The organism is Turneriella parva DSM 21527 (genome assembly GCF_000266885.1).
Classification (GTDB): Bacteria; Spirochaetota; Leptospiria; order Turneriellales; family Turneriellaceae; genus Turneriella; species Turneriella parva.
Genome location: NC_018020.1, coordinates 1,437,398 through 1,463,669 on the forward strand (window position 1 = coordinate 1,437,398; position 26,272 = coordinate 1,463,669).

The 26,272-nt window shown below is 53.6% G+C and carries 25 protein-coding genes; 11 read left to right on the forward strand and 14 right to left on the reverse strand.

The genetic code is table 11. The features are described from left to right. Window positions 1-268: 268 nt before the first annotated feature. Window positions 269-1,144 (forward strand): DUF1295 domain-containing protein, encoded by an 876-nt coding sequence (locus TURPA_RS06980; protein ID WP_014802591.1) that lies wholly within the window; start codon window positions 269-271, stop codon window positions 1,142-1,144. Window positions 1,145-1,174: 30 nt separating this feature from the next. Here the strand turns inward: TURPA_RS06980 and TURPA_RS21565 are convergent, their stop codons facing one another. Both TURPA_RS21565 and TURPA_RS23760 read right to left on the reverse strand, forming a co-directional pair. After that, complete coding sequence (locus tag TURPA_RS21565) at window positions 1,175-1,906, reverse strand: SOS response-associated peptidase (protein WP_014802592.1); 732 nt, start codon at window positions 1,904-1,906, stop codon at window positions 1,175-1,177. A 48-nt stretch (window positions 1,907-1,954) separates the two neighbouring features. Further along, complete coding sequence (locus tag TURPA_RS23760) at window positions 1,955-2,113, reverse strand: hypothetical protein (protein WP_014802593.1); 159 nt, start codon at window positions 2,111-2,113, stop codon at window positions 1,955-1,957. 229 nt (window positions 2,114-2,342) lie between these two features. On the opposite strand from TURPA_RS23760, the gene TURPA_RS06995 reads away from it, so the two are divergent. The 6 genes from TURPA_RS06995 to TURPA_RS07020 all read left to right on the forward strand — a co-directional run bounded on the left by TURPA_RS06995 (window position 2,343) and on the right by TURPA_RS07020 (window position 7,095). Continuing rightward, window positions 2,343-3,137, forward strand: coding sequence for a lysophospholipid acyltransferase family protein (locus TURPA_RS06995; RefSeq protein WP_014802594.1), 795 nt, complete (start codon window positions 2,343-2,345; stop codon window positions 3,135-3,137). 22 nt (window positions 3,138-3,159) lie between these two features. Then, window positions 3,160-3,837: a TIGR04282 family arsenosugar biosynthesis glycosyltransferase gene (locus TURPA_RS07000; protein ID WP_014802595.1), complete on the forward strand. Its 678-nt coding sequence runs from the start codon at window positions 3,160-3,162 to the stop codon at window positions 3,835-3,837. 76 nt (window positions 3,838-3,913) lie between these two features. Further along, entirely contained in the window at window positions 3,914-5,113 is a 1,200-nt protein-coding gene (locus tag TURPA_RS07005; RefSeq protein ID WP_014802596.1) for a CaiB/BaiF CoA transferase family protein, read from the forward strand. Between the two features lie 33 nt (window positions 5,114-5,146). Continuing rightward, window positions 5,147-5,575, forward strand: a complete 429-nt coding sequence (locus TURPA_RS07010; protein WP_014802597.1) for a MaoC family dehydratase — start codon at window positions 5,147-5,149, stop codon at window positions 5,573-5,575. 101 nt (window positions 5,576-5,676) lie between these two features. Next, on the forward strand, window positions 5,677-6,090 hold the full coding sequence (locus tag TURPA_RS07015; RefSeq protein WP_014802598.1) for a hypothetical protein: 414 nt from the start codon (window positions 5,677-5,679) through the stop codon (window positions 6,088-6,090). Window positions 6,091-6,192: 102 nt separating this feature from the next. Beyond that, the gene (locus TURPA_RS07020; protein ID WP_014802599.1) at window positions 6,193-7,095 is read left to right on the forward strand and encodes an ATP-binding response regulator; all 903 of its coding nucleotides are present in this window, start codon (window positions 6,193-6,195) and stop codon (window positions 7,093-7,095) included. A gap of 26 nt (window positions 7,096-7,121) precedes the next feature. Here TURPA_RS07020 and rsmH read toward each other — a convergent pair whose 3' ends face one another. Continuing rightward, window positions 7,122-8,099: a 16S rRNA (cytosine(1402)-N(4))-methyltransferase RsmH gene (gene rsmH, locus TURPA_RS07025; protein ID WP_041948374.1), complete on the reverse strand. Its 978-nt coding sequence runs from the start codon at window positions 8,097-8,099 to the stop codon at window positions 7,122-7,124. Further along, the gene (locus TURPA_RS07030; RefSeq protein ID WP_014802601.1) at window positions 8,066-10,660 is read right to left on the reverse strand and encodes an ATP-dependent Clp protease ATP-binding subunit; all 2,595 of its coding nucleotides are present in this window, start codon (window positions 10,658-10,660) and stop codon (window positions 8,066-8,068) included. The genes rsmH and TURPA_RS07030 overlap by 34 nt, the downstream gene beginning before the upstream one ends. A 123-nt stretch (window positions 10,661-10,783) precedes the next feature. Between TURPA_RS07030 and TURPA_RS07035 the strand changes: the two genes are divergently transcribed. Then, window positions 10,784-11,137 carry a hypothetical protein gene (locus tag TURPA_RS07035; RefSeq protein ID WP_157210429.1) on the forward strand — a complete coding sequence of 118 codons (354 nt, stop codon included), beginning with the start codon at window positions 10,784-10,786 and terminating at the stop codon, window positions 11,135-11,137. Window positions 11,138-11,147: 10 nt separating this feature from the next. On the opposite strand, the gene TURPA_RS07040 is transcribed toward TURPA_RS07035, so the two are convergent. From TURPA_RS07040 to TURPA_RS07075, 7 genes are all read right to left on the reverse strand, one after another. Further along, window positions 11,148-14,282, reverse strand: a complete 3,135-nt coding sequence (locus TURPA_RS07040) for an efflux RND transporter permease subunit (RefSeq protein ID WP_014802603.1) — start codon at window positions 14,280-14,282, stop codon at window positions 11,148-11,150. A 54-nt stretch (window positions 14,283-14,336) separates the two neighbouring features. Beyond that, on the reverse strand, window positions 14,337-14,729 hold the full coding sequence (locus tag TURPA_RS07045; RefSeq protein ID WP_014802604.1) for a hypothetical protein: 393 nt from the start codon (window positions 14,727-14,729) through the stop codon (window positions 14,337-14,339). Between the two features lie 113 nt (window positions 14,730-14,842). Next, window positions 14,843-16,117 (reverse strand): endonuclease/exonuclease/phosphatase family protein, encoded by a 1,275-nt coding sequence (locus TURPA_RS07050; protein ID WP_014802605.1) that lies wholly within the window; start codon window positions 16,115-16,117, stop codon window positions 14,843-14,845. A gap of 56 nt (window positions 16,118-16,173) precedes the next feature. Beyond that, window positions 16,174-16,746 carry a DUF4256 domain-containing protein gene (locus TURPA_RS07055; protein ID WP_014802606.1) on the reverse strand — a complete coding sequence of 191 codons (573 nt, stop codon included), beginning with the start codon at window positions 16,744-16,746 and terminating at the stop codon, window positions 16,174-16,176. 3 nt (window positions 16,747-16,749) lie between these two features. Beyond that, window positions 16,750-17,544, reverse strand: a complete 795-nt coding sequence (locus TURPA_RS21570) for a redoxin domain-containing protein (protein WP_014802607.1) — start codon at window positions 17,542-17,544, stop codon at window positions 16,750-16,752. Then, on the reverse strand, window positions 17,541-17,939 hold the full coding sequence (locus TURPA_RS07070) for a hypothetical protein (protein WP_014802608.1): 399 nt from the start codon (window positions 17,937-17,939) through the stop codon (window positions 17,541-17,543). The genes TURPA_RS21570 and TURPA_RS07070 overlap by 4 nt, the downstream gene beginning before the upstream one ends. Window positions 17,940-18,019: 80 nt before the next feature. After that, entirely contained in the window at window positions 18,020-18,547 is a 528-nt protein-coding gene (locus TURPA_RS07075; RefSeq protein WP_014802609.1) for a class I SAM-dependent methyltransferase, read from the reverse strand. A gap of 172 nt (window positions 18,548-18,719) precedes the next feature. On the opposite strand from TURPA_RS07075, the gene rpmH reads away from it, so the two are divergent. From rpmH to TURPA_RS07090, 3 genes are all read left to right on the forward strand, one after another. Beyond that, window positions 18,720-18,890, forward strand: a complete 171-nt coding sequence (rpmH, locus tag TURPA_RS07080; RefSeq protein WP_014802610.1) for a 50S ribosomal protein L34 — start codon at window positions 18,720-18,722, stop codon at window positions 18,888-18,890. A 104-nt stretch (window positions 18,891-18,994) separates the two neighbouring features. Beyond that, complete coding sequence (gene rnpA, locus TURPA_RS07085) at window positions 18,995-19,396, forward strand: ribonuclease P protein component (protein WP_014802611.1); 402 nt, start codon at window positions 18,995-18,997, stop codon at window positions 19,394-19,396. Between the two features lie 103 nt (window positions 19,397-19,499). Beyond that, a complete protein-coding gene (locus tag TURPA_RS07090; protein WP_014802612.1) occupies window positions 19,500-21,350 on the forward strand; it encodes a putative bifunctional diguanylate cyclase/phosphodiesterase in 1,851 nt (616 codons plus the stop codon). Window positions 21,351-21,364: 14 nt separating this feature from the next. On the opposite strand, the gene TURPA_RS07095 is transcribed toward TURPA_RS07090, so the two are convergent. The 3 genes from TURPA_RS07095 to TURPA_RS07105 all read right to left on the reverse strand — a co-directional run bounded on the left by TURPA_RS07095 (window position 21,365) and on the right by TURPA_RS07105 (window position 26,250). Next, on the reverse strand, window positions 21,365-22,138 hold the full coding sequence (locus tag TURPA_RS07095) for a sulfite exporter TauE/SafE family protein (RefSeq protein ID WP_014802613.1): 774 nt from the start codon (window positions 22,136-22,138) through the stop codon (window positions 21,365-21,367). Between the two features lie 161 nt (window positions 22,139-22,299). Then, the gene (locus tag TURPA_RS07100; RefSeq protein WP_014802614.1) at window positions 22,300-23,028 is read right to left on the reverse strand and encodes a DUF5677 domain-containing protein; all 729 of its coding nucleotides are present in this window, start codon (window positions 23,026-23,028) and stop codon (window positions 22,300-22,302) included. Window positions 23,029-23,109: 81 nt separating this feature from the next. Further along, entirely contained in the window at window positions 23,110-26,250 is a 3,141-nt protein-coding gene (locus TURPA_RS07105) for a restriction endonuclease (protein WP_014802615.1), read from the reverse strand. Window positions 26,251-26,272: the final 22 nt, after the last annotated feature.

Genomic DNA, 26,272 nt, shown 5'->3' on the forward strand with positions numbered 1-26,272 from the left:
ATAGTTAACAGGGTTTCAATCGTCAAAATTTTTTGCAAGCTTCGTGGCTGTGTTTTTCCATAGCTATAGCCTCTTAAGAAAAAATTATGTCTCATCAATCTATGCAGCGGACTAGCTATGGATTTTCACAGCGGCAAAGCGGCTGGCTGATTAGACGCCAGGTTCATTAACTAACTAAATCCTCACCATTTGGGTTATCTTGGCTGCCATTCGGCTTGACGGGGCCGTGGCAAAACCCGGCGATCAGGTGCCTAGTTAAGGAAACCACATGAAAAAAGACGACCTCACCGCCATCTTCGCCATATTGATCGCCATCGCGATCGGTGCAGGCCTTGCCTGGGCCGGCGCCCAGCACGGCTGGGTGCTGCGCGATTTTCCTGTGATGTACTGGTGCGTCGCCGCCGCGTTCGGCATACAGTGGCTCGTATTCATACCGGCTTACCTCTTTAAGACTGAAAAGTTTTATGACCTCACCGGCAGCCTCACGTACCTCAGCATCACGCTCGGCGCGATTTCGCTCAACCCGCACAGCGACCTGCGTTCGAAGCTCATCGGCAGCTTCATCTGCATCTGGGCGATTCGTCTCGGCAGTTTTTTGTTCGTGCGTATATTGCGCGCGGGTGAAGACACGCGTTTCGCCAACGTGCGCGGCCGCTTCTGGCGTTTTCTCATGGCCTGGACCCTGCAAGGGCTTTGGGTCACGTTCTCGCTCGCGGCGGGCCTCACAGCGATCACGTCTCGACCCATTGCGATGGATGTCTTTGCGTATGCAGGTGCAGCACTCTGGTTAGCAGGATTCACCATTGAAGCTCTGGCCGATCACCAGAAGAACGTCTTTCGCCGTGACGCTGCGAACAAGGGCCGCTTCATTTCGACAGGGCTCTGGTCATGGTCGCGCCACCCGAACTATTTTGGTGAAATCGTGTTGTGGTTTGGCATCGCGGTTATGGCTTTTCCCGTGCTGCAGGGTTGGCAGTACGCAACGCTCGTATCGCCCCTGTTCGTCACGCTGCTCTTAACCAAAATCAGCGGCATACCGCTGCTCGAAGAAGCCGCCGACAAGAAGTGGGGTGGTCAGGCAGACTACGAAGCGTACAAGAAACGCACGTCGTCGCTGGTGCTGCTGCCGCCAAGGGCAAGTTAGCCGTTCGCTGAGCGCAGTCGAAGCGCACGGCTAAAACAAGTTCTGTTGCCGCGGTTTAGGCGGCGTGTGCGTCTTGTCGTTGCCGATTTCTTCGAGCATCTCTGCTTCATATTCACCATCTTCGATGGGGCGAAGCAGCGTGAGAATTTTTTCAGAGTCTTGCAGTTGCGGGTTTAACCATTCGGGAACTATATCCTCATCCAGAAATACCGGCTGTCTGCCGGCGTTACCGCCGTGGTTGTGAATGTCGGTCATGAGCTTATTGCCGGGTTCGGTCAGAATGGAAACTTCAGCGACTTCTTCGCCAGAAGCGAGCTTGCGCTTCACATAGAGGCCGGCCAGGTACATATATTCGTGACCGGTGCGTTTGATAATCCAGGGCACGTTGCGGTGTGCGTCTTCGCGGCGCTGCCATTCATAAAAGTGGCTGGCCGGCACCACGCAGCGCCGCTCTCTGAAGGCCTTGCCCCACATGCGGTTCTGCGCAGCGCCTTCTTTGCGGGTATTGATAATGGGCTTGCCGTTCGTCCATTCGGGTTGCCATCCCCATTTCATGCCGGTGGTTTCGTGTTTGCCGGTTGCGGGGTTAATGGTGAATACGTCGATGATTTGGGTGGGCCGAATGTCGAAGCGCGACCTGCCCAGAAATACCTTGCGCAGCTGCTCGATGTCGTCGAGCGCGCCCTTGCCTGTCCACATGCGGTAATAGCCGATGCTGCCGTCGGCGGTGGCGTATTTAATGAGCACGAGTCGCCCGCACATGGGTCCATGACTAAGGCACCCAACGAGCGCGCAACCGATTCAGGGCAGTTAAGAAGCTATTTTTCGCGGAGAGATTTCTTCAATATTCGCGATCAAGTACGCTTCAAACGCGGCCGGGCTCATTTTGTCCTGGTAAAGCGACCACATCGCACTGCGCAGCTCTTCCATGGTCTCGAACTTCGCCCCGTCGATCTTATAGGTTGTCATTTTATTACTCCCTTCGCATCGTGCCATGTTATGCACCTGCACCAGTAATGTACTATAAAAATTATGCAACGCACTAAAAAAAATAGCTGGTAGTCCCCACCCCCGGCCCCTCCCCGCTTGCGGGGAGGGGATCGAGTTTTACGCCCCGCAACCAACTTTTGACAAAATGCCCCGAAAACGTCAGCAGTTAAAACCATTGACACTTTGTTTTGGTATCGAAGCGCCCACCATGCGCTATGCACTCATACCATTCGGGTTCGTCTTTTACCTGTGGTACCTCGTGATATTCATACCGATCACGATTCTTTTCGCGATTACCGTCATGATTCTCGCGCCGGTTTGGCCAAAGAAATACAGCCGTGCGATGCGCGTTTTTCCCAAAGCCTGGGGGTGGATTGGTATCCGCATTGTTTTTTGTCCGGTGTATGTTTATGGGCGTGAGAAGATACACGACCAGCCGGGCATTATCATCAGCAACCATCAATCCCTCTTTGACATTCTCGCGGGTCTCGGCTTTTACCCGGTAGATTTTCTCTTTCTTGCGAAAAAAGAGGTCTTTCAGATTCCCCTTGTCGGCACGGCGATGCGCAAGCTCGGCTATATTTCGGTGAACCGCTCGAATGCGCGGCAGGCTTCGCGCTCTCTAGAGATTGTCGAAGAGCAGGTGCGGCAGAATAACCGCGTGCTCATCTACCCCGAGGGTACGCGCAGTAAAGATGCGCGTAAACTCTTGCCGTTTAAGGCGGGCGCGTTTCAAGTTGCTGAGAAGGGTAAGTTTCCGATATTTCCCATTGTGCTTTATGGCACGCAAGAGACGCGGCCGATGCACAGCAACGTGTTGCTTTTCCCACACCGCATAGCGATTCAGGTGCTCGACGCGATTACCGTTGAGAACGAGCTGCACCCCGCGAACGAAGGCAGCAGGCTGAGTGAAAAAGAAAAACTCGCGGGCATTCGCGCCGTCGTCGAAAAAGCTTACCTGCAGCTCGCAGACAACAAAGGCCTCAAAGCTGCCAACGTCTAAGAAGCTCTCGCTCGCGCGCGTCTTGTTCGCGCGCCTGCCCGAACGCGGCCGGGTAAAGACACGCCTCGCCGAAGACCTCGATGAAAACGGCGCGTACGAAATTTATCGTTGGCTGCTGCGCGTGCAGGCCCGGGCGATTGCCCGTGACGTGCCGCAGGGCCACAAGGTTTCAACCTATATCTATTACGCTCCTGAGTTGAACCGCCTCTCTGCGCGTGCAAAATTTCACCCGCACCTCAGGGGCCTGAATCTGAAATTCAGACCGCAGGTATCGGGAGATCTCGGTGCGAGGCTTGCTGCAGCCGTGCGTGAAGTTCTCGCGCGGCACGATGCTGCACTCATCTGGGGCGCCGACATACCCACGCTGCCGCAGCATATTTTTTCGCAGGGCGCCGCGCTGTACCCGCAGAGCGTCATTACCCTTGCGCGCGACGGCGGTTATGCATTTCTGTCGCTCGCGAAAGAGCATTTCACTCCCGCAGTTTTTGAGAACATTCGCTGGAGCACCGCGAATGCCGGCCGCGACCAGATACGCGCGCTGCAACGCACCGGCGTGCCTGTCGTGGTATCAGGCAAAGTTGCGGATCTCGACCGAGCCAAAGACTTCACGCGCATCGTGCGTGAACTCGAAGCTCATCAGAGAGTTGCCGACCTTGAAGATCTGACGGCAACACTCCAGCGACTCTCGCTGGCAGTCTAGTTGAGCCAAATTCTCTGTAGCGATCGCTACAAGATATTTGGCTTTTCGCACCGTCGCTTTTTCTTAAGTGTACGGCATGAAAATGGAAAATGGCCCGCTGACGGGTGTCAAAGTTCTCGATCTGTCGCTGCTTTTACCCGGGCCGCTTTGCTCGCAGCATCTCGCCGACATGGGCGCCGAAGTCATTAAAGTAGAAAATCCGCGCATGGGCGACCTCACGCGCTACATGAGCACCAAGGTGACGAAGGGTGACTTTGCCGAGTCGGGCATTTTTCTGCAGCTCAACCGCAACAAGTCTTCGATAACGGTCAACATCAAGCGCGAGGGCGGGCGCGAGGTGATTATGCGCCTGCTGAAAGACTGCGACATTCTGCTCGAAGGCTTTCGCCCCGACACGCTGAACGAACTGGGTATCGGCTACGAACAATTGAAGCAAAAGTTTCCGCGGCTCATCTACTGCGCGATCTCGGGTTATGGCGCGACGGGCCGCTACAAAGAGCATGCGGGCCATGACGCGAACTATATCGCGCGCGCGGGCCTGTTGGCATTGAATGGCGAGAAAGGCGGGCCGCCGGTTGTGCCCGGTTTTCAGGTTGCGGATATAGCAGGGGGCACACTCACCGCGCTGGCGGGAATTTTGGCGGCTCTTTACGCGCGTGAAAAAACCGGTAAGGGCCAGTTCGTCGATGTTTCGATGCAAGACGGCGCCGTGCCGTTTCTCTCGCTCAATCTCGGCGAATACATCGCGACCAAAAAAGAGCCCGAACGCGGCAACGACATGCTCTCAGGCATGCTGCCCAACTACCGCGTGTACGAAACCAAAGACGGTAAGTACGTGATGCTCGCGGCGCTCGAAGAGAAATTCTTTCAAACGTTCTTGCGCCAGATTGACCGTGAAGATATTCTGAAAAACATGCCGCGCGATGCGTCGGGTTTCGAAGCGGCCATCAAAGAAATGACCGCGATCTTCAAGAGCAAAACTTACGCCGAGTGGGCGCCGCTTTTTGAAAACGAAGACAGCTGCTTTTCTGGCCTAAGCTCGCTCGCTGAAGTGCTCGAAGATGGCCATCTGCGCGACCGCGGTATGGTACGCGAGATCGACCACCCGAAACTCGGCAAGGTGCCGGTAATCGGTTCGCCGTTTCATTTTTCAGAGACGCCGGTATCTTACCGGTCGGCACCACCGGAGCAGGGCGCGCATACCGACGCGGTGTTAAAGGCCGCAGGCTTCACAGACGCCGAACTCGAGCAACTCAAAAAAGACAAATGCATCTGATCGACATCGCGTCGCCAAAATCGAGGTAAACCCATGTACGAAAAAGGCAAAACATTCGAGCAGATTCAGATCGGCGACACCGCCAGTTTTTCGAAGACGATCACCGAAACCGATGTGTATCTCTTCGCCGGTATCAGCGGCGATTTTAATCCGCTGCACGTCAATGAAGAGTATGCAAAACAATCCCCCTTTAAAACCCGCATTGCCCACGGCGGGCTCGCCGCTTCACTTCTGGCGAATGTGCTCGGCATGAAGCTGCCTGGCCTGGGAACAATTGCCCTGGAGGTCACGCAAAAGTTTCGCAACCCGGTGTATTTTGGCGACACCGTGACCTGCGCCGTGACCATTTCAAAGAAGATCGAGCGCATGAAAATAGTCGAAATGCAGATTCTCTGGTCGAACCAGCGCGGCGAAACCGTGAGTAAGGGTTCATGCCGCGTTATGCCGCCGGCGGCAGACTAACGGCTTGACATCCCCCTCGGGGTTTGTTTTTCTTGCCGACCCAACGCGCCCGGTCATCAAAAACATCTGGCTGCAAATTCGGGAAACTCAGGAGATTGAACATGAAAAAAACAGGTATGGCGGTCGTTGCAGCAGTTTTTATGCTGGCGGCTTGCGGCGGCAAGAATGCTGCCGTGAAAGATTTCGGCGAACTTTTTGACGGAGCGACGAAAGACCTTACGGCAATCGGCAACGATCTGAAAGAAGCCAAAGATTCTAAAGAAGTCGCCGCTGCTCTGAACAAGGTTTACGACGTCATGACAGCCATGAAGGCGAAGGGCGAAGAGCTCGAGAAGAAGCACGGCATGCGTGCGAAGGGCGAAATGCCACCAGAACTCAAGGCAAAAAGCGAAGCCTTTCAAGCCGCTGTCAAAGGTGTGTTTTCAGACTCGCTGGTGAATGCCGTCAAGAAGCATGGTTCAAAACCAGAAGTTATGGAAGCGCTGAACAAAATCAAAAGCCTCAAAGGCGGCTGACCTTCATTTAAACTCATCTGCCTTGCCAAGAGCGGGGCAGATGCAGTTCTCATGCCTTTATCTTGACAGGCTCTCTTTGACTGAATAATCGCTGACAGTTTCATGCAGAAACCACCAGTTCTCATTATTGATCCCGATCTCGCGCTGCAAGAGATACTTGGTGAAATTCTGAAAAACCGTTTCAGAATCTTTGTTGCGAATAGCATCGATGAAAGCCAGAATATAATGCAGGGTGAAGACCCGCACCTCATTTTCATCGAGCTTCAGTTGCCGGGTGAAGACGCGATTGAATTCATCGAACGCTCGAAACGCAGCAAGTCGAATACGCAGTTCATCGTCATTACCGACAACGCGACGGTAGAAAACGCGGTTACCGCGCTGCGCCACGGGGCCCTCGACTTTTTGAAGAAGCCTTTTGAAATCGACGACATCGCGCGCATAGTTGAAAAGTTTTTCTCGCTCACGGCGAATCGTGAAGCTGACTACGATATCTATTCAAGCATCGTTGAAGAGGCGCGCACGTTTGAACTCGCGACCGATTTTTCGATCGTCTCGACTTTCATGTCAGAGATTATGCACATTATCTCGCGTTTCGCCCGCATCGACAAAAAAACCACACTCACGATCAGACTCTCGCTTTACGAAATGCTCGTGAACGCGATGGAGCACGGCAATCTTGAAATTAACTATGACATGAAGAAAAACCTGCTCGAAGAAGTGATGGATTACCAGCGTTACCTGACCGATCGCGCGAATGAAGTACCCTTTAAAGACCGCAAGGTTCGGGTTTCGTACAAATTCGATACAAAATCCATTTCTTTCACGATTACCGACGAGGGTAAAGGCTTTGATGTCAGCAAGGTACCAAACCCCCACGCGACCGAGAATCTCGAACGGCTCAACGGCCGCGGCATCTTCATCTCACGCGTGAATATGACAAGTGTCACCTACAACGAAAAAGGCAACTCTGTGACGCTCTACAAAGAGCTGGCCCCACCGGCGTAACCCGGTTCTACTGAGTAAACAATCCATTACCGTATGCGTTCGAGAATTCTGAGCCGCGCCGATCGCGCGCGGGGGTTTTCGGCGATTTCTTTTTCATTGGGCGTGATGCCGCCGGGCTCCACTAGCCTGTAATCGCCCGGTTTGAAGTTACTCTTCGCAGTCGGATCTGTTTCTTTGATGAAAGCACGGTCGCGAAAGGCATGCTTGACCAGCCTGTCTTCAAGCGAGTGAAAGCTTAAGATCGCCAACCTGCCGCCGACAGACAGCTGATCGGGCGCAAATTTGAGTGCCGATGCGAGTGCGTCGAGTTCGCCGTTCACAGCGATACGCAGTGCCTGAAACACCCGGGTTGCCGGGTATCGGTCGGCGTGCCCCTTTGCCTTGTACTTCGGCGGATAAACATGCTCACAGATTTCGGTCAACTCGCGCGTGGTAGTGATCGGGGCTACCTTGCGTCGCTCCACGATTTCCCGCGCAATACGCCGTGAAAGCTTTTCTTCGCCAAATTCAAAGAAGATGCGGGCGAGCTCTTTCTCTTCAGCTGTGGCAAGTAATCTTGCCGCTGAGATGCCAGATTCAGCATTCATGCGCATGTCGAGTGGTTGGTCGAAACGAAAGCTGAAGCCGCGTTCGAAGAAATCAAAGTGCGCTGATGAAATACCGAGGTCGAAGAAAATAAACGCGAACGGTGCTTTGTCTCTGAAAGGGTTCTCGCCGAAATTTCCCTGGCGGTACTCTGTGATCTTACCGCCGGCTCTCTCGCGCGCCAGCTTCAGCATCTCTGCGTCGGCGTCTGAAGCATAGAGCGAAGCTTTCGGGTAAGCTGCAGCAAGAAGCAGCAGATGGCCTGCGAGGCCGGTCGTGCCGTCCCATACGCGCTGAGCGTCTGGGGCTAAGCTATTGAGGCAACTTGCCGCCTCAACCACAGCCTCGGGCAGAATGCTGAGGTGAAACGGCCTCTTCTCAGAGCTTATTTCTGTGTTACCTCGGGCTCGGCCTGCGATTCTGCTTCGCCCTCTTCATTGTTCTCGAGAATCGAATTTTCCCAGATTTCATCGATTGTGGCCTGGTCTTCGAAGTAATCTCCCTTGATTTCGAGAAACTTTTCTGCGCTCAGATTTTCAAAGGTAAACGACAGTTTCTTCGCACCTTCTTTCTCTTCGGTACCGATGCGTATTTCGACGGGCTGGGTAATTTTCTTTTCGAGCAGCATCATCGCGAGTTCGTCTTCAATCTCTCGCTGCACGAGGCGCTTTAACGGCCTTGCGCCATATTTTTCGCTATAGCCCTTTTCTGCCAGATAACTCTTTGCGTCGTCGTTCAGCGTCAGGTAAATATTCTTCTGCAGCGCGTTGAAGTTAATTTCGTCGATTGTCAACGAAACAATCTCTTGAATCTCTTCTTTGCTAAGCGGGTCGAAAATGATGACATCGTCGATACGGTTCAAGAACTCTGGTGAGAAATGTTTGCGCAGCTCTTCAAGAACCTGTTCCCGTTTGGAGTCTTGTCGGTTCTCAGCGTCACCGCTGAAGCCCAGCTTGCCGCCTTTCTGCAGAAAACGCGCGCCGATGTTCGACGTCAGAATAATGATGGTTTCTTTGAAATCCACATGGTGGCCCGAATTATCCGTGAGTTCACCCTCATCGAGCACCTGCAGCAGAATATTCTGTATCTCAGCGTGTGCCTTCTCGATTTCGTCAAAAAGCAGCACTGAGTGCGGGTGGCGGCGAATCGCTTCGGTCAGCTGGCCCCCGTCTTCATGGCCGACATAACCTGGGGGCGACCCGATGAATTTTGAAACCGAATGCATTTCCATGTATTCGCTCATGTCAAAGCGAATGAGCGCCTCTTCGTCGCCGAACATAAATTCGGCCAGGGCTTTTGCAAGCTCGGTCTTACCCACGCCCGTTGGTCCGAGAAAGACAAAGCTGCCGATTGGTCGGCGCGTTGACTTAAGCCCTGTACGTGCGCGGCGCACCGCGCGCGAAATCTGTTCGATTGCCGCCTTCTGGCCGACAACGCGGTCGGCGAGCTCTTCGTGCATTTTGATGAGGCGTTCGTTTTCGCTTTCTTCAAGCTGCTGCAGGGGAATGCCAGTCCAGTCTGAGATGACGCGTGAAATATCTTCTGCACCGATTTCGACGCGCGCCTCTTTCTGGCTGCGGCGCCATGAGCTCATCGCGTCGGCGAGCTTCTGGTTCGCTTCGCCGATCTGGTCGCGCAATTTCGCCGCCTTTTCGTATTCTTGCTGGCGCACCATTTCATTCTTATCGCGCGTCAGTTGCTGCACTTCGCGTTCGATATCTTTGATCTCGTCGGGTATCACCGCCGATTTCAGGCGCGCGTGCGAGCCGGCTTCGTCTATGATGTCGATCGCCTTGTCAGGCAAGAAACGATCTTTAATGTAACGGTCTGAAAGTTTCACAGCTGCGATAATCGCTTCTTTGCTGAAAGATACCGCGTGGTGTTTCTCATACGCATGCCTGAGACCGGCGAGTATACGAATCGCATCTTCAACCGACGGCTCTTCGACCATAACCGACTGAAAGCGGCGTTCAAGAGCTGAGTCGCGTTCGATATAACGCTTGTACTCACGCAGCGTGGTGGCACCGATACACTGTATCTCGCCGCGCGCCAACGCTGGCTTCAAAATATTCGCGGCGTCGACCGCGCCTTCTGCTGCGCCAGCGCCGATGATTGTGTGCACCTCATCGATAAACAGAATCACATCTTTATTCGTGCGAATCTCTTTCATGATCTTTTTGATGCGGTCTTCAAATTCACCGCGGTACTTGGTACCGGCAATAAGCGCCGCAACGTCGAGCGAATAGACCTGGCGGTTGAACATCGGCTCGGGCACACGCTTCTGCGCGATACGCTGCGCCAGACCTTCAGCGATTGCTGTTTTGCCGACGCCCGCTTCGCCAATCAGAATCGGGTTGTTTTTGGTCTTGCGCGAAAGTATCTGTATCACGCGTTCGATCTCATGGTCACGCCCAATGACCGGGTCGGTGAGTTTCTCTTCGGCCATACGCGACAGGTTACGCGCAAACTCGTCGAGCATCGGGGTTTTCGAAGCTTCTTTCTTCGGCTGCGCCGCTGACGCTGTTTTTTGGGTCGTTGTTGCCTGCGGCAACCCCAGAGTCGCGTTTAGCTCGTTGCGAATAACCTGGTAGTTAATCTGAAAAGATTGTAGGGCATTGGCGACAATGCCGCTCGTGTCGCGCAGCAGCGCCAGCAGTACGTGCTCAGAGCCGATGTAACTGTGGCGCATTTTGCGCGCCTCATCGCGCGAGAGCTCGAGAATGCGCTGCACCTTGTCTTTGGTTGTCGGGTCGATCACCATCGTCGCGCTGTCTTGCTCGGCACGTTTTTCGATCTCTTTTTTCAGCTCGCCCAGGTCGATACCCAGGTTCATCAGCATCTTCACAGCTACCGAGTCTTGTGCCTTCAAGAGCCCCAGCAGAATATGCTCTGGCCCTAAAAACTCATGGCCGAGGCGCTTGGCCTCGCGGGGCGCGTATTCGTTAATAATCTTCTTAACGCGGTTTGTGAAGTCGAACATAAGGATATTATAGTTTCGGCAGACATGACCGTCAATAAAAACAATCCTTCAGGTTATTCGCAGCACCAGGCGCCGAGTCTGCTGTTGCGGCTTTTGTGGCCAAGCCCCTCAATTTAGATTAGGATGCATAACGAACCTGAATCCTCAACTATGTTCTTTAAACGCCGCACAAAGAATCTTCATGGCACCATCGCCGAGGCCGAAGCACCGTGGCAGAACTGCATCGGTGTCTGTAGCAAGTGTGCCCGAAAACTCAAAGCCATGGAAGGTGACAAAACCCGGCTGCGCGTCGCTCTAAAGGCGCTCGTGGCTGAGCGGGGGCTCAAAAAGAAAGTGCGCGCAGTCGATGTCACCTGCCTCGATGTTTGTCCCGAAAACAGTATCACTGTTGCGCACTTTACCAGATCGTCCATTCGCGTGATGAACGTGGGCGGTGGCGCGGCACCCGAAGCGATACTTCAAGAATTCGGCTACTGAAAAGCCACAGTTATTTTCGCCCCTCTTCAAGCAACTTGTAGAACGAGGGCAAGAACAGCAACGTCATGAGTGTCGCGCTGACAAGACCGCCCAGCACCACGAGGGCGAGCGGCCTTTGCACCTCTGCGCCGATGCCGGTGTTCAAGACCATCGGCAAGAAGCCGAGGCTCGCGACGAGCGCCGTCATGAGCACGGGGCGCAGACGACCGAGTGCACCGAGTTTCACCGCTTCGGCAACACTATGCCCTTCGGCCACGAGATCGTTCAGGTACTTTACCTTCACGAGGCCGTTCAGAACTGCGAGGCCCGAGAGCGCGATAAAGCCGATCGCGGCTGAAACGGTGAAGTTCATCTTCGCCAGGTACAGTGAAACCACGCCGCCCGTCCAGGCGAAGGGTATCGTGAGAAAAATCAATACGGTCTGCCGCATCGAGCCGAAGGTTCGCCACACGAGGTAGAATATCAATGCCAGAACGAGCGGCACCACGATGATGAGTCGCAGCCGGGCGCGTTCGAGATTTTTGAACTGCCCACCCCACTGCAGGCGAAAATCGGCGGGTAAGCCAAGTTCGGTCTTGATGCGTGCCTGCGCTTCTTGCACAAACGACAGCGTATCGCGCTCACCCAAATAAACCGCGATGCCTGCGTAACGGTTCATGCCGCTGCGCGAAATCGAAGTGATCGTCGTTCGCTCTTCAAAATCGGCGAGTTCGCCCAAAGCAATCGTGCCACCTGCGGGCAATGCAATCGGCAGCCGGCGAATGAGCGCCACGTTGCGCCGGCTTTCATCGTCGATTTTCACGATGATACCGAATCTCCAGTCATTCTCATAATAGCTGCCGACCATTCTGCCAACCATCGCGGCCTGAAATCCCTCGTTTACTGCGGCTACGGAGAGCCCGTAATAATTAATCTTGTCGTATTTGAGTTTCAGGTGCACGACCGCGCTGCGCCGCAGAGCGGTGAGCGCATCGAGCGACACCGCTTTGGTACCCGGTATACTTTCCATAATCGCCACGGCCTTCTCTTGCAGCGCAAAGAGCGATTCGAGATCGCGGCCATAGATGCGCAGCGAAACGTCGGCGCGGCTGCCTTCGAGAATTTCGTTAAACCGCATCGCAATGGGCTGCGTCTGCGCGAGCTCAGATTCGGCAAGCACCGGCGTCTTCGCGAGAATCGGGGCGAGGTCGTTCTGCATCTGCGTGAAAAGTTCGTCGGTCGTCAGCGTTTTTCCGCGGGAATTCTTGCGCCAACGCGACTGGTCTTTGTTGAGGATTACGAAAAGGTCTGTGAGATTCACCCCCATCGGGTCGGTCGCCGCCTCACTCGTGCCAATGCGGCCGAAGACGCGAGTGACTTCGGGGTAAGCCGCGATAATCTTTTCAGCCCGACGCTCGCGGTCGATGGATTCGGTGAGCGAGATGCGTGCATCGTGCAGCAGGTTCAGCGTCATGTCGCCTTCATTGAGTGGCGGCATGAAGTCTGCCCCAAGCCGGGTAAAAAGCCACGCACAGGCTGCGAAAACGAGCACAATCGGCAGAATGAACCGTTTGGCATGCTTCAGCGGAAAGTTCAGCACCGGCTCATAGACTGCGTAGAGCGCAGTGATGAACCGGGTCTTATGCGGTTTGAACTTGGGTGCAAGGTAAATGCCCAAAACGGGCATCACGAGCACCGCGACGATGAGAGCTCCCCCCAAGGCAAATAGAACCGTGACTGCCATCGGGTAATAGAGCTTGCCTTCGATACCCTCGAGACTCAGAATCGGCAGATAGACTGCCATGATGATGATCATGCCGGTGGTCATCGGCCCCATAATCTGCAGCGTCGCTTCTTTGGCCTGCGCCAGGCGCTGCGCGAAATTTTTGGGCGGGTCGTGCTCGATGCGGGTCAGAAGGTTTTCCATCATCACGATCGAGCCGTCGACAATGAGACCGAAATCGAGCGCGCCCAGACTCATCAGGTTGGCTGATATGCCGAAAATCTTCATGCCCAAGAGCGCCATCGCCATCGACACCGGTATTGCGAGCGCGACGAAGAACGCAGCGCGCATATTACCCAAAAACAGAAACAGAATGAGCACGACGATCGCCGCCCCCTCGCCGAGGTTTTTTACAATTGTTTTCACCGTCGCGTTCACCAAAAAACTGCGTGAATACAGAACCTGCGTCTCGACGTCTTCTGGCAGCGGAGCGTGCTTTAGCGCCTCTTCGGCGTGCAGGGCGACTTCACGGCTGTTCTGGCCCGAGAGCATGAGCACCGTGCCCAGCACTGTTTCTTCACCGTTATAGGTTGCCGCACCGATTCGCTGCGCATGGTAGTTGCCGATGCGCGCGACCTGCTTAAGGCGAATCGGGCTACCATTCCAGTTAACACGCAGCGGCAGTTCCTTTACCTGATCGAGATTTAACCCCGCATAGGTGCTGACGATGAACTGCTGCTTGTTCTTCTCTATGTAACCGCCACCATAGTTGTCGCCAAGGCTCTTGAGGCTTTCAGAGATATGGTTGAAAGTGATGCCAAATTCTTCCATCTTAAGGGGATAACTCTCGATATGCACCTGCCGTTCATAACCGCCGAGTGAATCGACTTCTGCCACGCCGGCAATATTCGATTTGAGATACGGCCTGATGACGAAATGCTGAATCGTGCGCAAATAGACGAGCCGATCGATTTCAGGTTTCTTCGCGAGCGCCGAACCGGGTTTTGGAACCAACGCATACATAAAAACTTCGCCGAGCCCGGTGGTGATCGGCGCCATTTCTAGCACCACGCCCGCAGGCACCGCTGCCGAAGCCTTGATGATTTTCTCTGCGACCTGTTGCCTTGCCCAGTAGATATTCGTATCGTCGTGAAAAATCACAACCGTCTGAGAGAGCCCAAAGCGCGAAAGCGATCTGACTTCTTTCACCTGCGGCAAACCCGCCATCTCGGTTTCGACAAAATAGGTGACCGACTTTTCAACCTGTTGTGGGTCTAAGCCCCCTGTCTTGGCATTGATAATCACCTGCACATTGGTGATATCGGGCACCGCGTCGACGGGCAATCTGAGCGCCGCCAACAAGGCGACTGCGAGTGTCGCCGCAATTGCCAGTACCACCGTGCCCCGGTTCGCCAGCGCAAATTCCAATAACTTCTTTAGCATATTTCTCTCCCCTGTGAATTGCTGAATTGGGGTTCAGCGGCCCCGGCTAATCGCTCAGGCAGCCGGCGGCGCGCGTAGTGAGGGGGGAGATTTAACGAATCGGAAAAAAGGCGACGTGTCGCTGGTAGACCTGACCTTTGCTATGGCAAAAATGACAACAGGCGTTACCGCTGCCGTGTTGAGCAGCGCCATGCTGGCTAAATCGGGTGCGAGATAGCAGACTGATTTTTCGACATTGCCGTTTTCAAAGGTGTATTCGAAGAGAGACTCTTGCCCTGCGTGCGTGGCCTCGTGTTCGTGGGGCAAATCGGCATGGCAGCTGGCGCTGATCTCATTGCCGACGCAAACCTGATCATGACTTCCGCCGTGGTCGATGTGCACCGTAGAAAGCGCCGAGCTCGCCACGAATGCGAGATAAAGCAGATTGATTGTCGCAAACCGCCGCATCGCTTCACATAGCATGTGAAATCTTTTTCAGGCTGTCAAAAAAAATCGCAATACCTGCCTGAGAATGAAAATCATTCGGGTAAGACGTTGAGAAGCCATGAGCGGCCCCGGTCTCAGCGCAGCTTAATCCACAGCAGCGCAGGTTGGTGGTCTGAAATTTGTTGATCGCCGTGATCAATAATGTCGGCCAGCCAACTGCCACGCGCTGAATGTAACCAGGCTTCAAAACTGCCGTTGACCACGAGGTGATCAATAGTCGAGCTGTAAGGAATGTTTGTGAAGCGCGTCGTGTCCACCGTCGGTGATTGTGTCAGAAATTTAACATTTGAATTCGTTTCAATCGCATTCAGTGTGTCGATTGATGTGCAGATGCCAACCCCCGGCTTCACCTCATCGTTGAGGTCGCCGAGCAGCAGCGTTGGCATCGTGTTCGTTGACGAAACGTATGCGCTCAGGTCGTCGGCCTGCGATTGGCGGGTGGCGCATGAGGTCGAATCGGTCAAAGCCTTGAGATGCACATTGATCAGCCTGAACTGGCGGTCTGAATGTTTTGCCTGAAAAACGGCCTGCAGCGGTCGGCGCAGGCAACCATCCCAATCACCGTTGTTGAATGGCGATGTCGCAAGCTCTTCTTGCGAGACGAGCTTCACGAGTGAACGCTTGTAAATATAGGCGACGCGCGCGCTGCAGCCCGACGATGCGAGCAGGTACGCCCAATCAGACCCAAGATGGCTTGTAACCCACGAGGTGAAGACCGACGCGTCTTTGATCTCTTGCAGTGCCACTATGTCGAGACCATTATTGAGAACGATATTCGCGACACCCGTTTGTTTCGCCGTTTGGCGCGAAGTGCTGTACGTGCCGTCGAATCCGCTCGTGAAATATTCGAGGTTAAAGGTGGCAATTTGCAGACAGTCCGCGTCGGCTGCATTATCGCACGCAATTGTTGCATTCGACGGGGACGCCGAAACGGTCGCGCCCGATGCAGCGTTGCCCGTCTGGTCATAAGCGATGAGTCGGTACCAGTACGTCTGTCCATTTGTTAATGAGGCATCAGTGACGGGGTCGCTGCAATTTTCGCACACGAGGGTGCGGGTCGCAGAACTATCGAGATCGGCAGAGCTCGCCGCGCGGTAAATGCGCGTCGCTTTGTAATCACTCTGCGGCGGTGTCTCCCAGCTGATGCGCAGATTCTGGTTACCCGGTGTGAGCAATACCGATGTCACGTTTGCGGGTGGTGTTGTATCAACGACAGGCGCAGGCGGAGTGTAGGGCGTGCTCGCGGCTTCTGGCGTGTCTTGCGCATTTACGCGGTTGTTATAGGCGCAGCTTACCGCGCCCAACCCGGCTATCGCGAAAACTGTGGCCGCGCCGAACCTGCCCCCCATGGCTTTGCGTCGGCCCACAGCGCATGCCGTGTAAAGATTATTTAGGCCTGTGTCAGCTAAAGCCGCAGCACTGCGCGAAAGCCCCGCGCTGCATAATAAGACTCGGCGCCGTTGTGGTATGTGAATACCTGATCGTAGCGCCGGTCGCAGAATAATGCCCCTCCGAGTGCTCGCACGCCGGGGGGTGTTAGAATCCAGCTTGAGGTCTTCAGATCGAACTCACCACACTCTTGCAGCGCACGGTATTCTTCTTCGCTGAGAATCTCGACGCCCATCGATTTCGCCATGGCCATTGCGCTGTTCTTCGGCCTGTGTTCTTTGCGCGATTCGAGCGCTTTCTGGTCGTAACACACGCTGCGCCTACCGGCCGGGCTTTCGGCGCTGCAGTCTACAAAGCAGATCGCGGTCGCCTTTTTCCCGAGTGTCACCACGTCGGGTTCGCCCCCGCTTGTTTCCATCGCGGCGAGAGCTGCGACTTTCGCAGGGCTCGCCTCCAGTTTTTGGGCGACCTGTTGCCAGCTAATGCCCTTATGCCGCGAGCTGTTCTTCTCAAAGCGCTCGCGCAATGTCTCAAGCAGAGCGCCATTCTTGCCGCCCCCTGTGCTGGGTTTTGCTGCTGACTTTGCCATGCTCTATTTCTCCCGGCTATTTTTGGCAAGGCGCGTCGCCGTTGCCAGCGCTTCTTCAAGCCCCCCGCCCGAGGCAAACCCGGCGAAGCGCACCACACCCTCTTGATCGATTACCACGAGCGTCGGGTAACCGGCAACGCGGTACTTTAGACCAATGTCGTTTGCCGCATCGATCAAAATCGCATAAGGCGGATTTCTATTTCGGTAGAATGCTTTTACCGTCGCCATGTCTTCATTCGTAATGCCTGCAATTTCAACCGCCGTGTTTTCTTTCTTTCGTCTGAAATCCTCAAGTGCATGCCGCACACTCTCACAGGGGCCGCACCAGGTCGCCCAAAAGTCGAGAATCACAACCTTGCCTTTGGGCAGCGACCACGTTGATTTGCCGTTCAAGAGTGGCAGCGCGATTACCGGCGCACGTTCACTCACGAGCGACGTGGCATCGAGGCGTTCGCCAAGAGCAACCTGCAGCGTTTCAATGCGAGTGCGCCGCATGTATTCAATGGCGACGACAGTACCCGCGTTATATTTCTGAATTTCGGTGAATAGCTGGCGCGTGTTCAGAATCTCGACCTTGTTGACCGACAAGATCACATCACCCGCCTTGAGACCCGCGCGCTCAGCCGCCGAATCAGGCATGATTTTCTGTATCAACACACCTCTCGGCGCCTGCGTGTGCACAACGCCGAGCAACGGTTTGCGCACCTTGTCGTCGGTGCCTGTTTTTTCTGCCGCCAAATCCGGGGCCCACAGCGCGACAAAAACAAAGCTGCATGCCATAAATTTCATGTTGCTCATGTGATGGTCACCTTACCGGCAAACGCGGCTTCAAACCCGTCGCGTCCACTTAACCAAACTTCGATTCTCTGCGGGTATTCCGTATTCGTGTGGTAAATGCGATAACCCTTGCGGAACAAAAAGTTGCGCCGCTCGATTTTGGTGATCATAGTGAAGGGTAGGTAATACTGTTTGTCGCAGCTCACGATCACGAAATCGCTATAAACCGCCAATCTGATAAACGGGCCCTTGTAGGTTAACCAACCAATGACCCCTGCGCAGGTTTCGGTGAAAAGGGGCTTCTTGCCTGCCTCGCTCGCGTGCATGCGGTCCTTGCGCCGAAAGATATACGCGAAGATGCCCCCGACTATCAATAAGATCAGAATCGGAAACGCCGCAAAATAATCTGTCGACATGCATAACGGCAAACCTACGAAGCGCGGCGTCCAGCGAATTTGTCAGAATATCGCATACAGCGTACAGTTCGCGACATCTCTCAGACCTCTGTAGCGGTCGGTGCAGCACACGCGATAATAAACGCATGGCGCTGCGGGTATTGGTCGAGCTCGACGTGGCGAATCTGGCAGCCGAGTTGTATCAACAGGCGTAGGTTCTCATTAACGCCGATTGAACCATAGGGAAACTCGTCTCCATGCCATTTTGATCGATGGTTGCCGACAGCATCGCCCAGTGAGTAGATGAGAATGCCCTCTTCGCTTAGCATACCATGTAGTTGTCTGATCACACTCTCATGCTCGTGCAGAAGCAAGTGAAAGATGCTGTCCCATGCGATTATAAGGTCGTATGAATTATCGCTCCTCCAACTTCTTATGTCTGCAACTTCGAGCTGCGCATCAGAATGTTGTTGCGCGGCGAGCCGTACCATCTCAGCAGAGGCGTCGATGCCGCTGACCTTAAAGCCCTGCTCACCCAGCAGTCGAAAAATTCGGCCGCCGCTACCACAACCGACGTCGAGGGCGTTGCGCCGATTCTGACAATATCCATCAAAGTGCCTCTGCGAAATCTCTTTCTTGCGTCAAAGCGATTCTAAACAGGAGGAATCCCCCTTCATGTGACATAATGCGCTTTTGGCTTGGCGGCCTGTCTGCTGACCGTAGCTATGGATTTCCCGAGCTGCAGAGCCCTTCTGCCCTCATAATACTTTACACCCTGTCGCGCGCTACAAATTTGCATCCATGAAACGGACATGGCAGCCCGCAAACAAGAAACGCAACCGCACACACGGTTTTCGCGCGCGCAATGAGACTGCCGCAGGTCGTGACGTATTGCGTCGCCGCCGGCAAAAAGGCCGCTGGAAGCTGACCGTTTCTGACGAACGCCGCCGCTGGGATATCGTAAAGCGCTAAGGAGGTACTGCAGGTACCTCCGGGGCTGACCGTTGAAGCCGCGTTGCACGGAAAGCAGCGTAGCGCTTTAGCAGCAGTTCGCCCTGCGAACTGCGAGGCTTTCCGTGCATGCGGATACACTTCAACGGTCAGCAGACAATAAGAATTTCAAGCGCTCTGATTTCTTCACAAGTCTCAAGCTTAAAAAGCGAATGGACCACCTCTTCAAGAGCGGTGGCAAAGCCTTCGGCAAAAGCCTCATGCTTCGGTTCGATCGTAGTAAAGAGGTAGATCCCTCTTTTCAGGTCGTTTTTGCAGTCAGCCGCAAACTCGGCGATGCACACGTGCGCAACCGCATCAAGCGGCGCCTGCGCGAGGCGCTCTTTCACCTTCTTAAACAAAAAACAGTGAAACAATCGGGCTTTGAACTGGCGATCATTCCCAAGAAAGAGGTTGCGGATATCGAATTTTCTGATCTGGTCGCCGATTTGCAGTCGGCATTGAAGCGGTTACCCAAAAATCCATAACATCGGCTGCGAGCTCGGCGTTTTCGATGCGGCGACGGGCAGCAGGGGTAATATCGCAAAGATATCTGTTTACGAGACAAGCCCGCCCGGTTAACGTTTCCCGATGCCCTTTCAACCGGCAAATCTAACGACGCTTGCGGCGCGCCACCAGCGCCTTATGCAGATTCGTTATGGCGAAGAGAGCCATGGCCTCGGCACCGAACAAAAGTTGCAGCGTATATTGCAGTATTGTGCAGAAGAGCTCGACGTTGCCCGTGTCGCCATTTGGCGGTTCAACGCCGCGGCCGACACGATTGTGCACACCATGCAGCATGAACGCGGACGTTACCATGACAAAATCGGCAGCGAACTTCGCGCCGAAGAGTTTCCCCGCTATTTTACAGCGCTCAATCAAGACCGCATCATCAATGCCAATGACGCCTATGCAGACGCACGCACCGCAGAGTTTGTGGAGCAATATCTAAAGCCTCTTCATATCAGAGCGTTGCTCGATGCCCCGGTATTTGCCGGTGGCAAGCTGGCAGGTGTGCTCTGTATCGAAGTCGAAGAACATGTTCGCGAGTGGTCGCTGCTCGATATTTCATTCGCCGCCGCCGCTGCCGACTCGGTGTCAGCCATCAACGAACAGAACTTATGGGAAGAAGAACGCCGTTATAACGGCTTTCTCGAACAGTTTGATTCACTCACAGGCCTTATCAACCGCCGCGGCTTTCAACAGCATGTCTTTCGCGACATAGCGTCAGAACCCGAAGCGCGCCACGTGCTCGCGCTGCTCGGGCTCGATGCCTTTACCGCTGTGAACGACAAATATGGCCAGTTCGTCGCGAACAACTCGCTGAAGCTGCTCGGCGAACGTGCGCTGCGTGTCTGCGCGCAGCACGGTAGTCTTTCAGGGCGCATCACCGGCGATACCCTGGGCTTCTGGCTTGCGCACCCAAAAGACCAGGCGCAGGTCGACCGCTTTCTCGATGACATACGTGCGATTGTTGCCACCCCCGTAGTTACCGAATATGGTATCAGCATTTCTATCGGCGGCACGACGGGCGTGTATGTCCATGCCGCCGGTGAACGGGCAGCACCAGACCCAATTCTCGCCGCTGAGATCGTACTCAAGAACACGAAGCGCGAGAACAAAGGTGGTGTCGGGTTTTTCACTGAAAGCGGCTACCGGCTGCTGCAAGACAAAACGCGCATGATCGACGACATACAGAGCGCGTTGGCGAAAGGGCAGTTTTCTGCATGGTACCAACCGATCTTTGATGCGCGTACGAAACTCTATATCGGCGTCGAGGCGCTCGTGCGCTGGCACCACCCTGACTTTGGGCTGCTCGCACCCGCGCGCTTTCTGCCGCTCGTCGTCGAGAGCGGTAAGTCCCGGGTGCTCGGCCAGTTTATGCTGGCGCAGGCCTGCCAAGATGCAGCTAGTCTGCTCGGCGAAGGCCTCGACGTGGGCCGCGTTTCGGTCAACCTGTCGGCAGACCAGCTTTACGACCTGCAATTGGTGCCCGACATCGCGCAGCTGCTCGCCAAAAACTCGCTGCCAGGGGCAAATCTCGAGCTCGAAGTCATCGAAGAGCTGATCGGTGGCAACTTTGATTTGGTGCACGCGCAGCTGACTCGACTGCGTGAAGCCGGTATCGGCATCAGCGTCGACGACTTCGGCACGGGCTATTCGTCGCTTTCCCGTCTCAAGCTGTTACCAGTGCAGAAAATCAAGATCGATAAATCGTTCATCGACGGTCTGCCACATTCGGGTAACGACGCTTCAATCGTGCGCTCGATTATTGCGCTGGGCCGTGCGCTGCAGCTCGAACTCGTCGCAGAGGGTGTTGAAACAGCAGAGCAATCAGCCTGGCTCGAACGCGAAGGTGTCGATTATTTGCAGGGCTTCTTTTATGCGAAGCCCCTCAGTGCAGAGGGCCTGCGCGAGTTTTTGAGAAAACGTGTCGCCTGAGCGAATCTTGCCGATCAGATTACACCGGCAGCCAATGCGACAGCCAGCGCAAACACCAGCACTGAAACAGTGTACTGCACGAAAGCCAGAGTGACCTTCTTTAATAGCTGGCTGCCGAGCCAGGCGCCGGCAAAGGCGGCCGCGATCGCAGAAAAGAGCAGAACCATATTCTCTTGCACCAGCGTGACACTCAGCCGCGTCGAATAGATGCCGAGCCGCGTGATGTCGATCGCGCACGCAATCACAACCCCGGTCGCCACAAACGCTTCTTTACTTAATCCGCATTTTATCAAAAAGGCGCTGCGCAGGGCGCCCTGGTGCCCGGTGAGCCCGCCAAAAAAACCACTCAGCGCCCCGCCGAGCATCAGTTTATTTCTATCGAACTGCAAAGCGCGCAACCTCGGCAGAAGTTCGAACAGCACGAACACAATCATGAGCGCAGCAACAATCAGCTTCAACAGGCGGATCTCAAACGTCTTCGTGCCGGCCTGCCAGACGAAAAGTGCGGTCTGGTTCGGTATCAGCCCGAGCAGCAAAGCGCCTATTGCCGCCCCCACAATCGCGGTCACACCGAAGCGCAGCACAACCGGCCAGTCGACATGCCGGCGCACGAGTGCAAATTTGAACAGATTGTTGAGCAGGTGCACGATACCCGTCAGTGCTATCGCCGTCTCAACCGGAAAAAAGATCGCCATGAACGGCGTCAGAATCGTGCCGAGCCCGAACCCCGAGAAGAAGGTGAGCACCGAAGCAGCGAGCGCGACGAACGTGATGAGGGTTATTTCCATGTGTTTCTTGGAAAAGTGAAACAGTATATTTTCTGGCTCGTCAATTGTTTTCGGTTTTCTTCAAGAGAAGAGCCACCCCGGCCGTTGGCGACACCTTCTCAACGAGGCGAGGAGAGGGGCGTGCTGTGATTTGCATGCTTGGGTGAGACTTTAGGCCCTGCCTAGAGAGATCTTTGCATCACTCGAAAAGATTTAATCGCCGCAGGCTTGGCAATGCCTTTGTAAGACCAAAATGCCGTTAGTGAATCAACGAGTATCTCCATCGTTGCGGATAAATAGCCTTTCAAGTGTACAGGGTTAAAAGCAGGGTGCAATAGCATGCTTTTGGCTTGTCCATTTGAGATTGGCGCATAAGATTTATCGAGCATTTTTGGACTGGTGTGGACATATTTACTCAAAAAGGCATATAAGCTGTCATAATCAGTTTCGCTACCTAGGTCTCTGAAGACATGCTTTATTGACTGGTGTTTTTTTAAGCCTAATTCCTTGGCTCGCAATTCGGCCCTTTCGAACTCAGCGAGTATAGCTTGAATTGATTCTTCCGAGTCATATAAGCTTCTAAGCAGTGAGTCTTGAGGTGCTGCCCTCGCATTTACGGCAGCGGTTCTTTCTCGCTTCAATTCTTCAAAGAAAAGCTGTTTCAGATGCTTCTCATCTTTCAGGTGAAGTTTCAAATCATTTGAGGCTTCATATATGCTGCGCATCAAAATAGGTATGCCGGTTAAGGTTTCGCGTCGACCTAATATTTCTACAGAGTAAGCTAAGTCGAATTGCTTTGCGAGCATCGTGCCAGCAATGTGGTCACGCGCGGATGGGCCGTCAAATACCAAGCATGCTAATTCAGATTTGTACTCTTCTAGAAACTTTCCGTACTTATCGATCAAAAGCATATATTGTCCTATAGCCTAGCAATGATCTGTCTCGCAGGCATTAGTATTGCAAGCATTATGGTGCACGAAATACTCAGTTTTCTATTGGATCTTCGCGCGGTCAATCGGTGCGGCACCAAGCCAATCGGCAATACCTTGCCAACCTGATGCACGATAAACAGCCTTCGGGTTCGCCGGAATATCATTCGGCTTTTTACCAGACTTACAGTACTCTAGCCATTCTGCACTATTTTTTAATTTCAATGCGTGAACAAAATCTCGGGCATCGGCAAACTCCCGATAAATCATGTTTTGTGGCGCAATTGTACCAGTGCCTAGCCAATCACCCATACTTTTCCAGCCCGATTCTGCGTAAGTACTCCGTGGGGTAGCCGGAATATCGCCGGGTTTAGCCGAAGATTTACAATAAATTTTCCATTCGCGACCACTCTGCAATTTCAGGGAGTGAACAAATTTTCGGGCTGCCATAAATGGTCTATATCTCTTACGAAAATTTGCGATCGAACCGGTACCTAACCAATCACCATAACCCTGCCAACCACTATTTTTGTACGTACGGTTAGGATTTGCTGATATATCAACCGGCCTGTTACCAGATTTGCAGTATTCTTTCCACTCTCTCAGGTTTTTCAGTTTTAGATTCTGAACAAAGTGTCTCGCTTCTACAAACGGAAGGAACTCTCTTTTGAAAGCGGCTACAGAATTTGTACCCAACCAATCCCCCCAGCTAACCCAACCTTTCTCTTTGTAGAATGGGTACGGGTTACTTGGTATGTCCCGCGGCTTTTTTTCGGAGCGAGCAAATTCGTACCACTCTGATTGGCTCTTGAATCCTAAGGTTCGAGCAAAATTCCGTGCAGCGGCAAATGGCCGGTAAGTACGAGTTGCGGTAGCTAGGGTACCAGTTCCCAGCCAATCACCCCAACTTAACCACTCACTTTGGTAAATTTGATGAGGCGCGGATGGAATATCTAAAGGTCGCTTCGGTGATCTTGAATAATTGAACCATTCAGATGCGTTCTTTAGCTTAAGCGCATGCACAAATTTTTTGGCATCGGCGAATTTCTTGTATTCTCTGTATCGAACAGCGATCGTGCCCGTGCCAAGCCATTCACCCATGCTCGTCCAGCCTGATTTCTTATATAATTTGCTGGGGGTTGCCGGTATGTCAGGTGGCTTCTTACTAGATTTGCTGTATCCTCGCCATTCCGCTTCATTTTTTAACTTTAATGAGCGCACAAAATCCCGCGCTTCCTCAAACGGCCGCCAGTTGAGCTTTGCAAGCCGGTTCCATGTACGCACCTCGAGCTCGCGAATAAATTGCTGCTCATCAATCTTGAGCGGCGCATTGACATCGATATCAAAGTCGATCAGCCTGCCGCGCGGCTTTTTGCCTTTCGATACGTCGCGAAAATATTCGACGATGCGTTCGTCGTTCGAGGCGAGTGCGCGCAGCGTGTTGATGATTTCTTTGAACTCGTCGCTTTCGAGAATCTCGTCGCCGGTTGCGTCGCCCGTGAATAGCGGTAGAATGACGTAACCGAATTTTTTACCAGGGCTTTTGCGCAGCGCGCGGCCGACGGCCTGCACGATGTCAACGGTGCTGCGGCGTGGGTCGGCAAATAGCACAGCGTCAATGCCCGGTACATCGACCCCTTCGGTCAGGCATTTGGCGTTGGTGATGAGTGATTTGGGGGCTTTGGCAAAATCGGCGATGATTTTGCTGCGCGCCGCTGTAGGCATTTTTCCTGAAACAAAGAAGGTGTCGATGGGTGAAAAGGCGGGGTTTTGTTGCGTAAATGTATCCTGATCGCTCTTAAAAGCTTCGGCTTTCGCGATACTGCCGTGAAACGAAACGGCGTGGCGAATCGGGTATTTCTTCATCGCCTTTCTTAGGGCAATCAGAGCAGCATAACTGCGTGCCTCGACGCCGGCTTTGAGCAGGGCGTTGTCTTTCACGGCATCGACAATATCTTGATTGCTGACTGCGAGGGTGATAATTTTGTAATCGCTCAAGATACTCGTGTCGACGGCGTGCGCAAACGACATGTGATCGAACGTTTCGCCGAATAGATTTACGTCTTCCATGCTGGCGATGTCGTTAGACGAGCCCCGGTAGAACCGCTCAGTTGCGGTCATAAAAATACGGCGTTTAATCTGAATGTTCTTGTCGTAGAGCAGGTGACTGAACAGCTTATCGTTTGCACCAACCGTCTTGTGGGCTTCATCAAGAATTGCGAGATCAAATGTTGCCTTGGCCTTTTGGGCAGCCTGGCCCAGCGTGCGACCGCTCTGGTACGTGGTAAAGACGACAGCTTTATGGCTTTTGTTCTTCTTGAGCCATTCGGTAATTTGTTTAATGTCCGTTACACAGGGAATGCCGATATCTTGCGTGTGAATGGCTATATCGTCGTTTTTGCCGATGCCCTCATCGCTGCAGACGCAGAGCCAGCGCATATTCTCTTTGTTCGCCGCAGCTTCTCGCAGATAAACTTCAAGGGTCTGCTTCACGAGGGCGAGACTGGGCACCGCCACAACGACAGACTTCACTTTAAGTGTGTTCGCAATCCAATATCCAGCAAGGCTCTTGCCCGCACCGCAGGGAAAAATCAGTTTTCCACGCGAATTCTTCTGGGTAACGAAATGTGTTACTGCGTTGCGGATTGCCTGCTGTTGATGCGGCCGGGGTTTTAGGGGTAATAACTTTGCTGGCTTTTTGCTGACGAGTCTGGCGCGAACATAGTCAAAGAAGGTTTTGTCCAGCTTGTTCCATTCATCAGACAAAACAAAGCCGATATTGGGCTTACCCCGATACAGCGCTGCGTAATCATCGACAGTGGTGGCGACGAGTCCGTAGGTGATGTTCTCCGCCAGGCCAAATGACAGGCTCATGAAGGTGGATATCTTGCGGTGCGAGATTTTCTGGTTCTCATCGCTGGCATACTTGCACTGAATACTCCAGTATTCGCCTTCGATGGTTTCGGCGATCAGGTCGATACCCTGATCTGTCGCCGGCAAGTGGAGTCTTTTAACTACTGCTGACGGTACTTCTCTAAACAGCCAGACATGCTTCAACTTTGTCGCGTATTTGGGGTCTGAGAGTAAATAATATTGGGTTGTAAGCTCGAAGACATCACCCTTGGTCTTATTGTCTGCTTTATCGAGCTTCAGCGTGAGCTGTTTCCAGCTATCAACAGACTTGATGAAATCAGCAAAATTCATTTGTTAGAATGACAAATATTCA

Coding starts and splice junctions, on each gene's coding strand:
- TURPA_RS06980 (WP_014802591.1), top strand. CDS start 269: ATGAAAAAAGACGACCTCACCGCCATCTTCGCCATATTGATCGCCATC.
- TURPA_RS21565 (WP_014802592.1), bottom strand. CDS start 1,906: ATGTGCGGGCGACTCGTGCTCATTAAATACGCCACCGCCGACGGCAGC.
- TURPA_RS23760 (WP_014802593.1), bottom strand. CDS start 2,113: ATGACAACCTATAAGATCGACGGGGCGAAGTTCGAGACCATGGAAGAG.
- TURPA_RS06995 (WP_014802594.1), top strand. CDS start 2,343: ATGCGCTATGCACTCATACCATTCGGGTTCGTCTTTTACCTGTGGTAC.
- TURPA_RS07005 (WP_014802596.1), top strand. CDS start 3,914: ATGAAAATGGAAAATGGCCCGCTGACGGGTGTCAAAGTTCTCGATCTG.
- TURPA_RS07010 (WP_014802597.1), top strand. CDS start 5,147: ATGTACGAAAAAGGCAAAACATTCGAGCAGATTCAGATCGGCGACACC.
- TURPA_RS07015 (WP_014802598.1), top strand. CDS start 5,677: ATGAAAAAAACAGGTATGGCGGTCGTTGCAGCAGTTTTTATGCTGGCG.
- TURPA_RS07020 (WP_014802599.1), top strand. CDS start 6,193: ATGCAGAAACCACCAGTTCTCATTATTGATCCCGATCTCGCGCTGCAA.
- TURPA_RS07030 (WP_014802601.1), bottom strand. CDS start 10,660: ATGTTCGACTTCACAAACCGCGTTAAGAAGATTATTAACGAATACGCG.
- TURPA_RS07035 (WP_157210429.1), top strand. CDS start 10,784: ATGCATAACGAACCTGAATCCTCAACTATGTTCTTTAAACGCCGCACA.
- TURPA_RS07040 (WP_014802603.1), bottom strand. CDS start 14,282: ATGCTAAAGAAGTTATTGGAATTTGCGCTGGCGAACCGGGGCACGGTG.
- TURPA_RS07045 (WP_014802604.1), bottom strand. CDS start 14,729: ATGCGGCGGTTTGCGACAATCAATCTGCTTTATCTCGCATTCGTGGCG.
- TURPA_RS07050 (WP_014802605.1), bottom strand. CDS start 16,117: ATGGGGGGCAGGTTCGGCGCGGCCACAGTTTTCGCGATAGCCGGGTTG.
- TURPA_RS07055 (WP_014802606.1), bottom strand. CDS start 16,746: ATGGCAAAGTCAGCAGCAAAACCCAGCACAGGGGGCGGCAAGAATGGC.
- TURPA_RS21570 (WP_014802607.1), bottom strand. CDS start 17,544: ATGAGCAACATGAAATTTATGGCATGCAGCTTTGTTTTTGTCGCGCTG.
- TURPA_RS07070 (WP_014802608.1), bottom strand. CDS start 17,939: ATGTCGACAGATTATTTTGCGGCGTTTCCGATTCTGATCTTATTGATA.
- rpmH (WP_014802610.1), top strand. CDS start 18,720: ATGAAACGGACATGGCAGCCCGCAAACAAGAAACGCAACCGCACACAC.
- TURPA_RS07090 (WP_014802612.1), top strand. CDS start 19,500: ATGCCCTTTCAACCGGCAAATCTAACGACGCTTGCGGCGCGCCACCAG.
- TURPA_RS07095 (WP_014802613.1), bottom strand. CDS start 22,138: ATGGAAATAACCCTCATCACGTTCGTCGCGCTCGCTGCTTCGGTGCTC.
- TURPA_RS07100 (WP_014802614.1), bottom strand. CDS start 23,028: ATGCTTTTGATCGATAAGTACGGAAAGTTTCTAGAAGAGTACAAATCT.
- TURPA_RS07105 (WP_014802615.1), bottom strand. CDS start 26,250: ATGAATTTTGCTGATTTCATCAAGTCTGTTGATAGCTGGAAACAGCTC.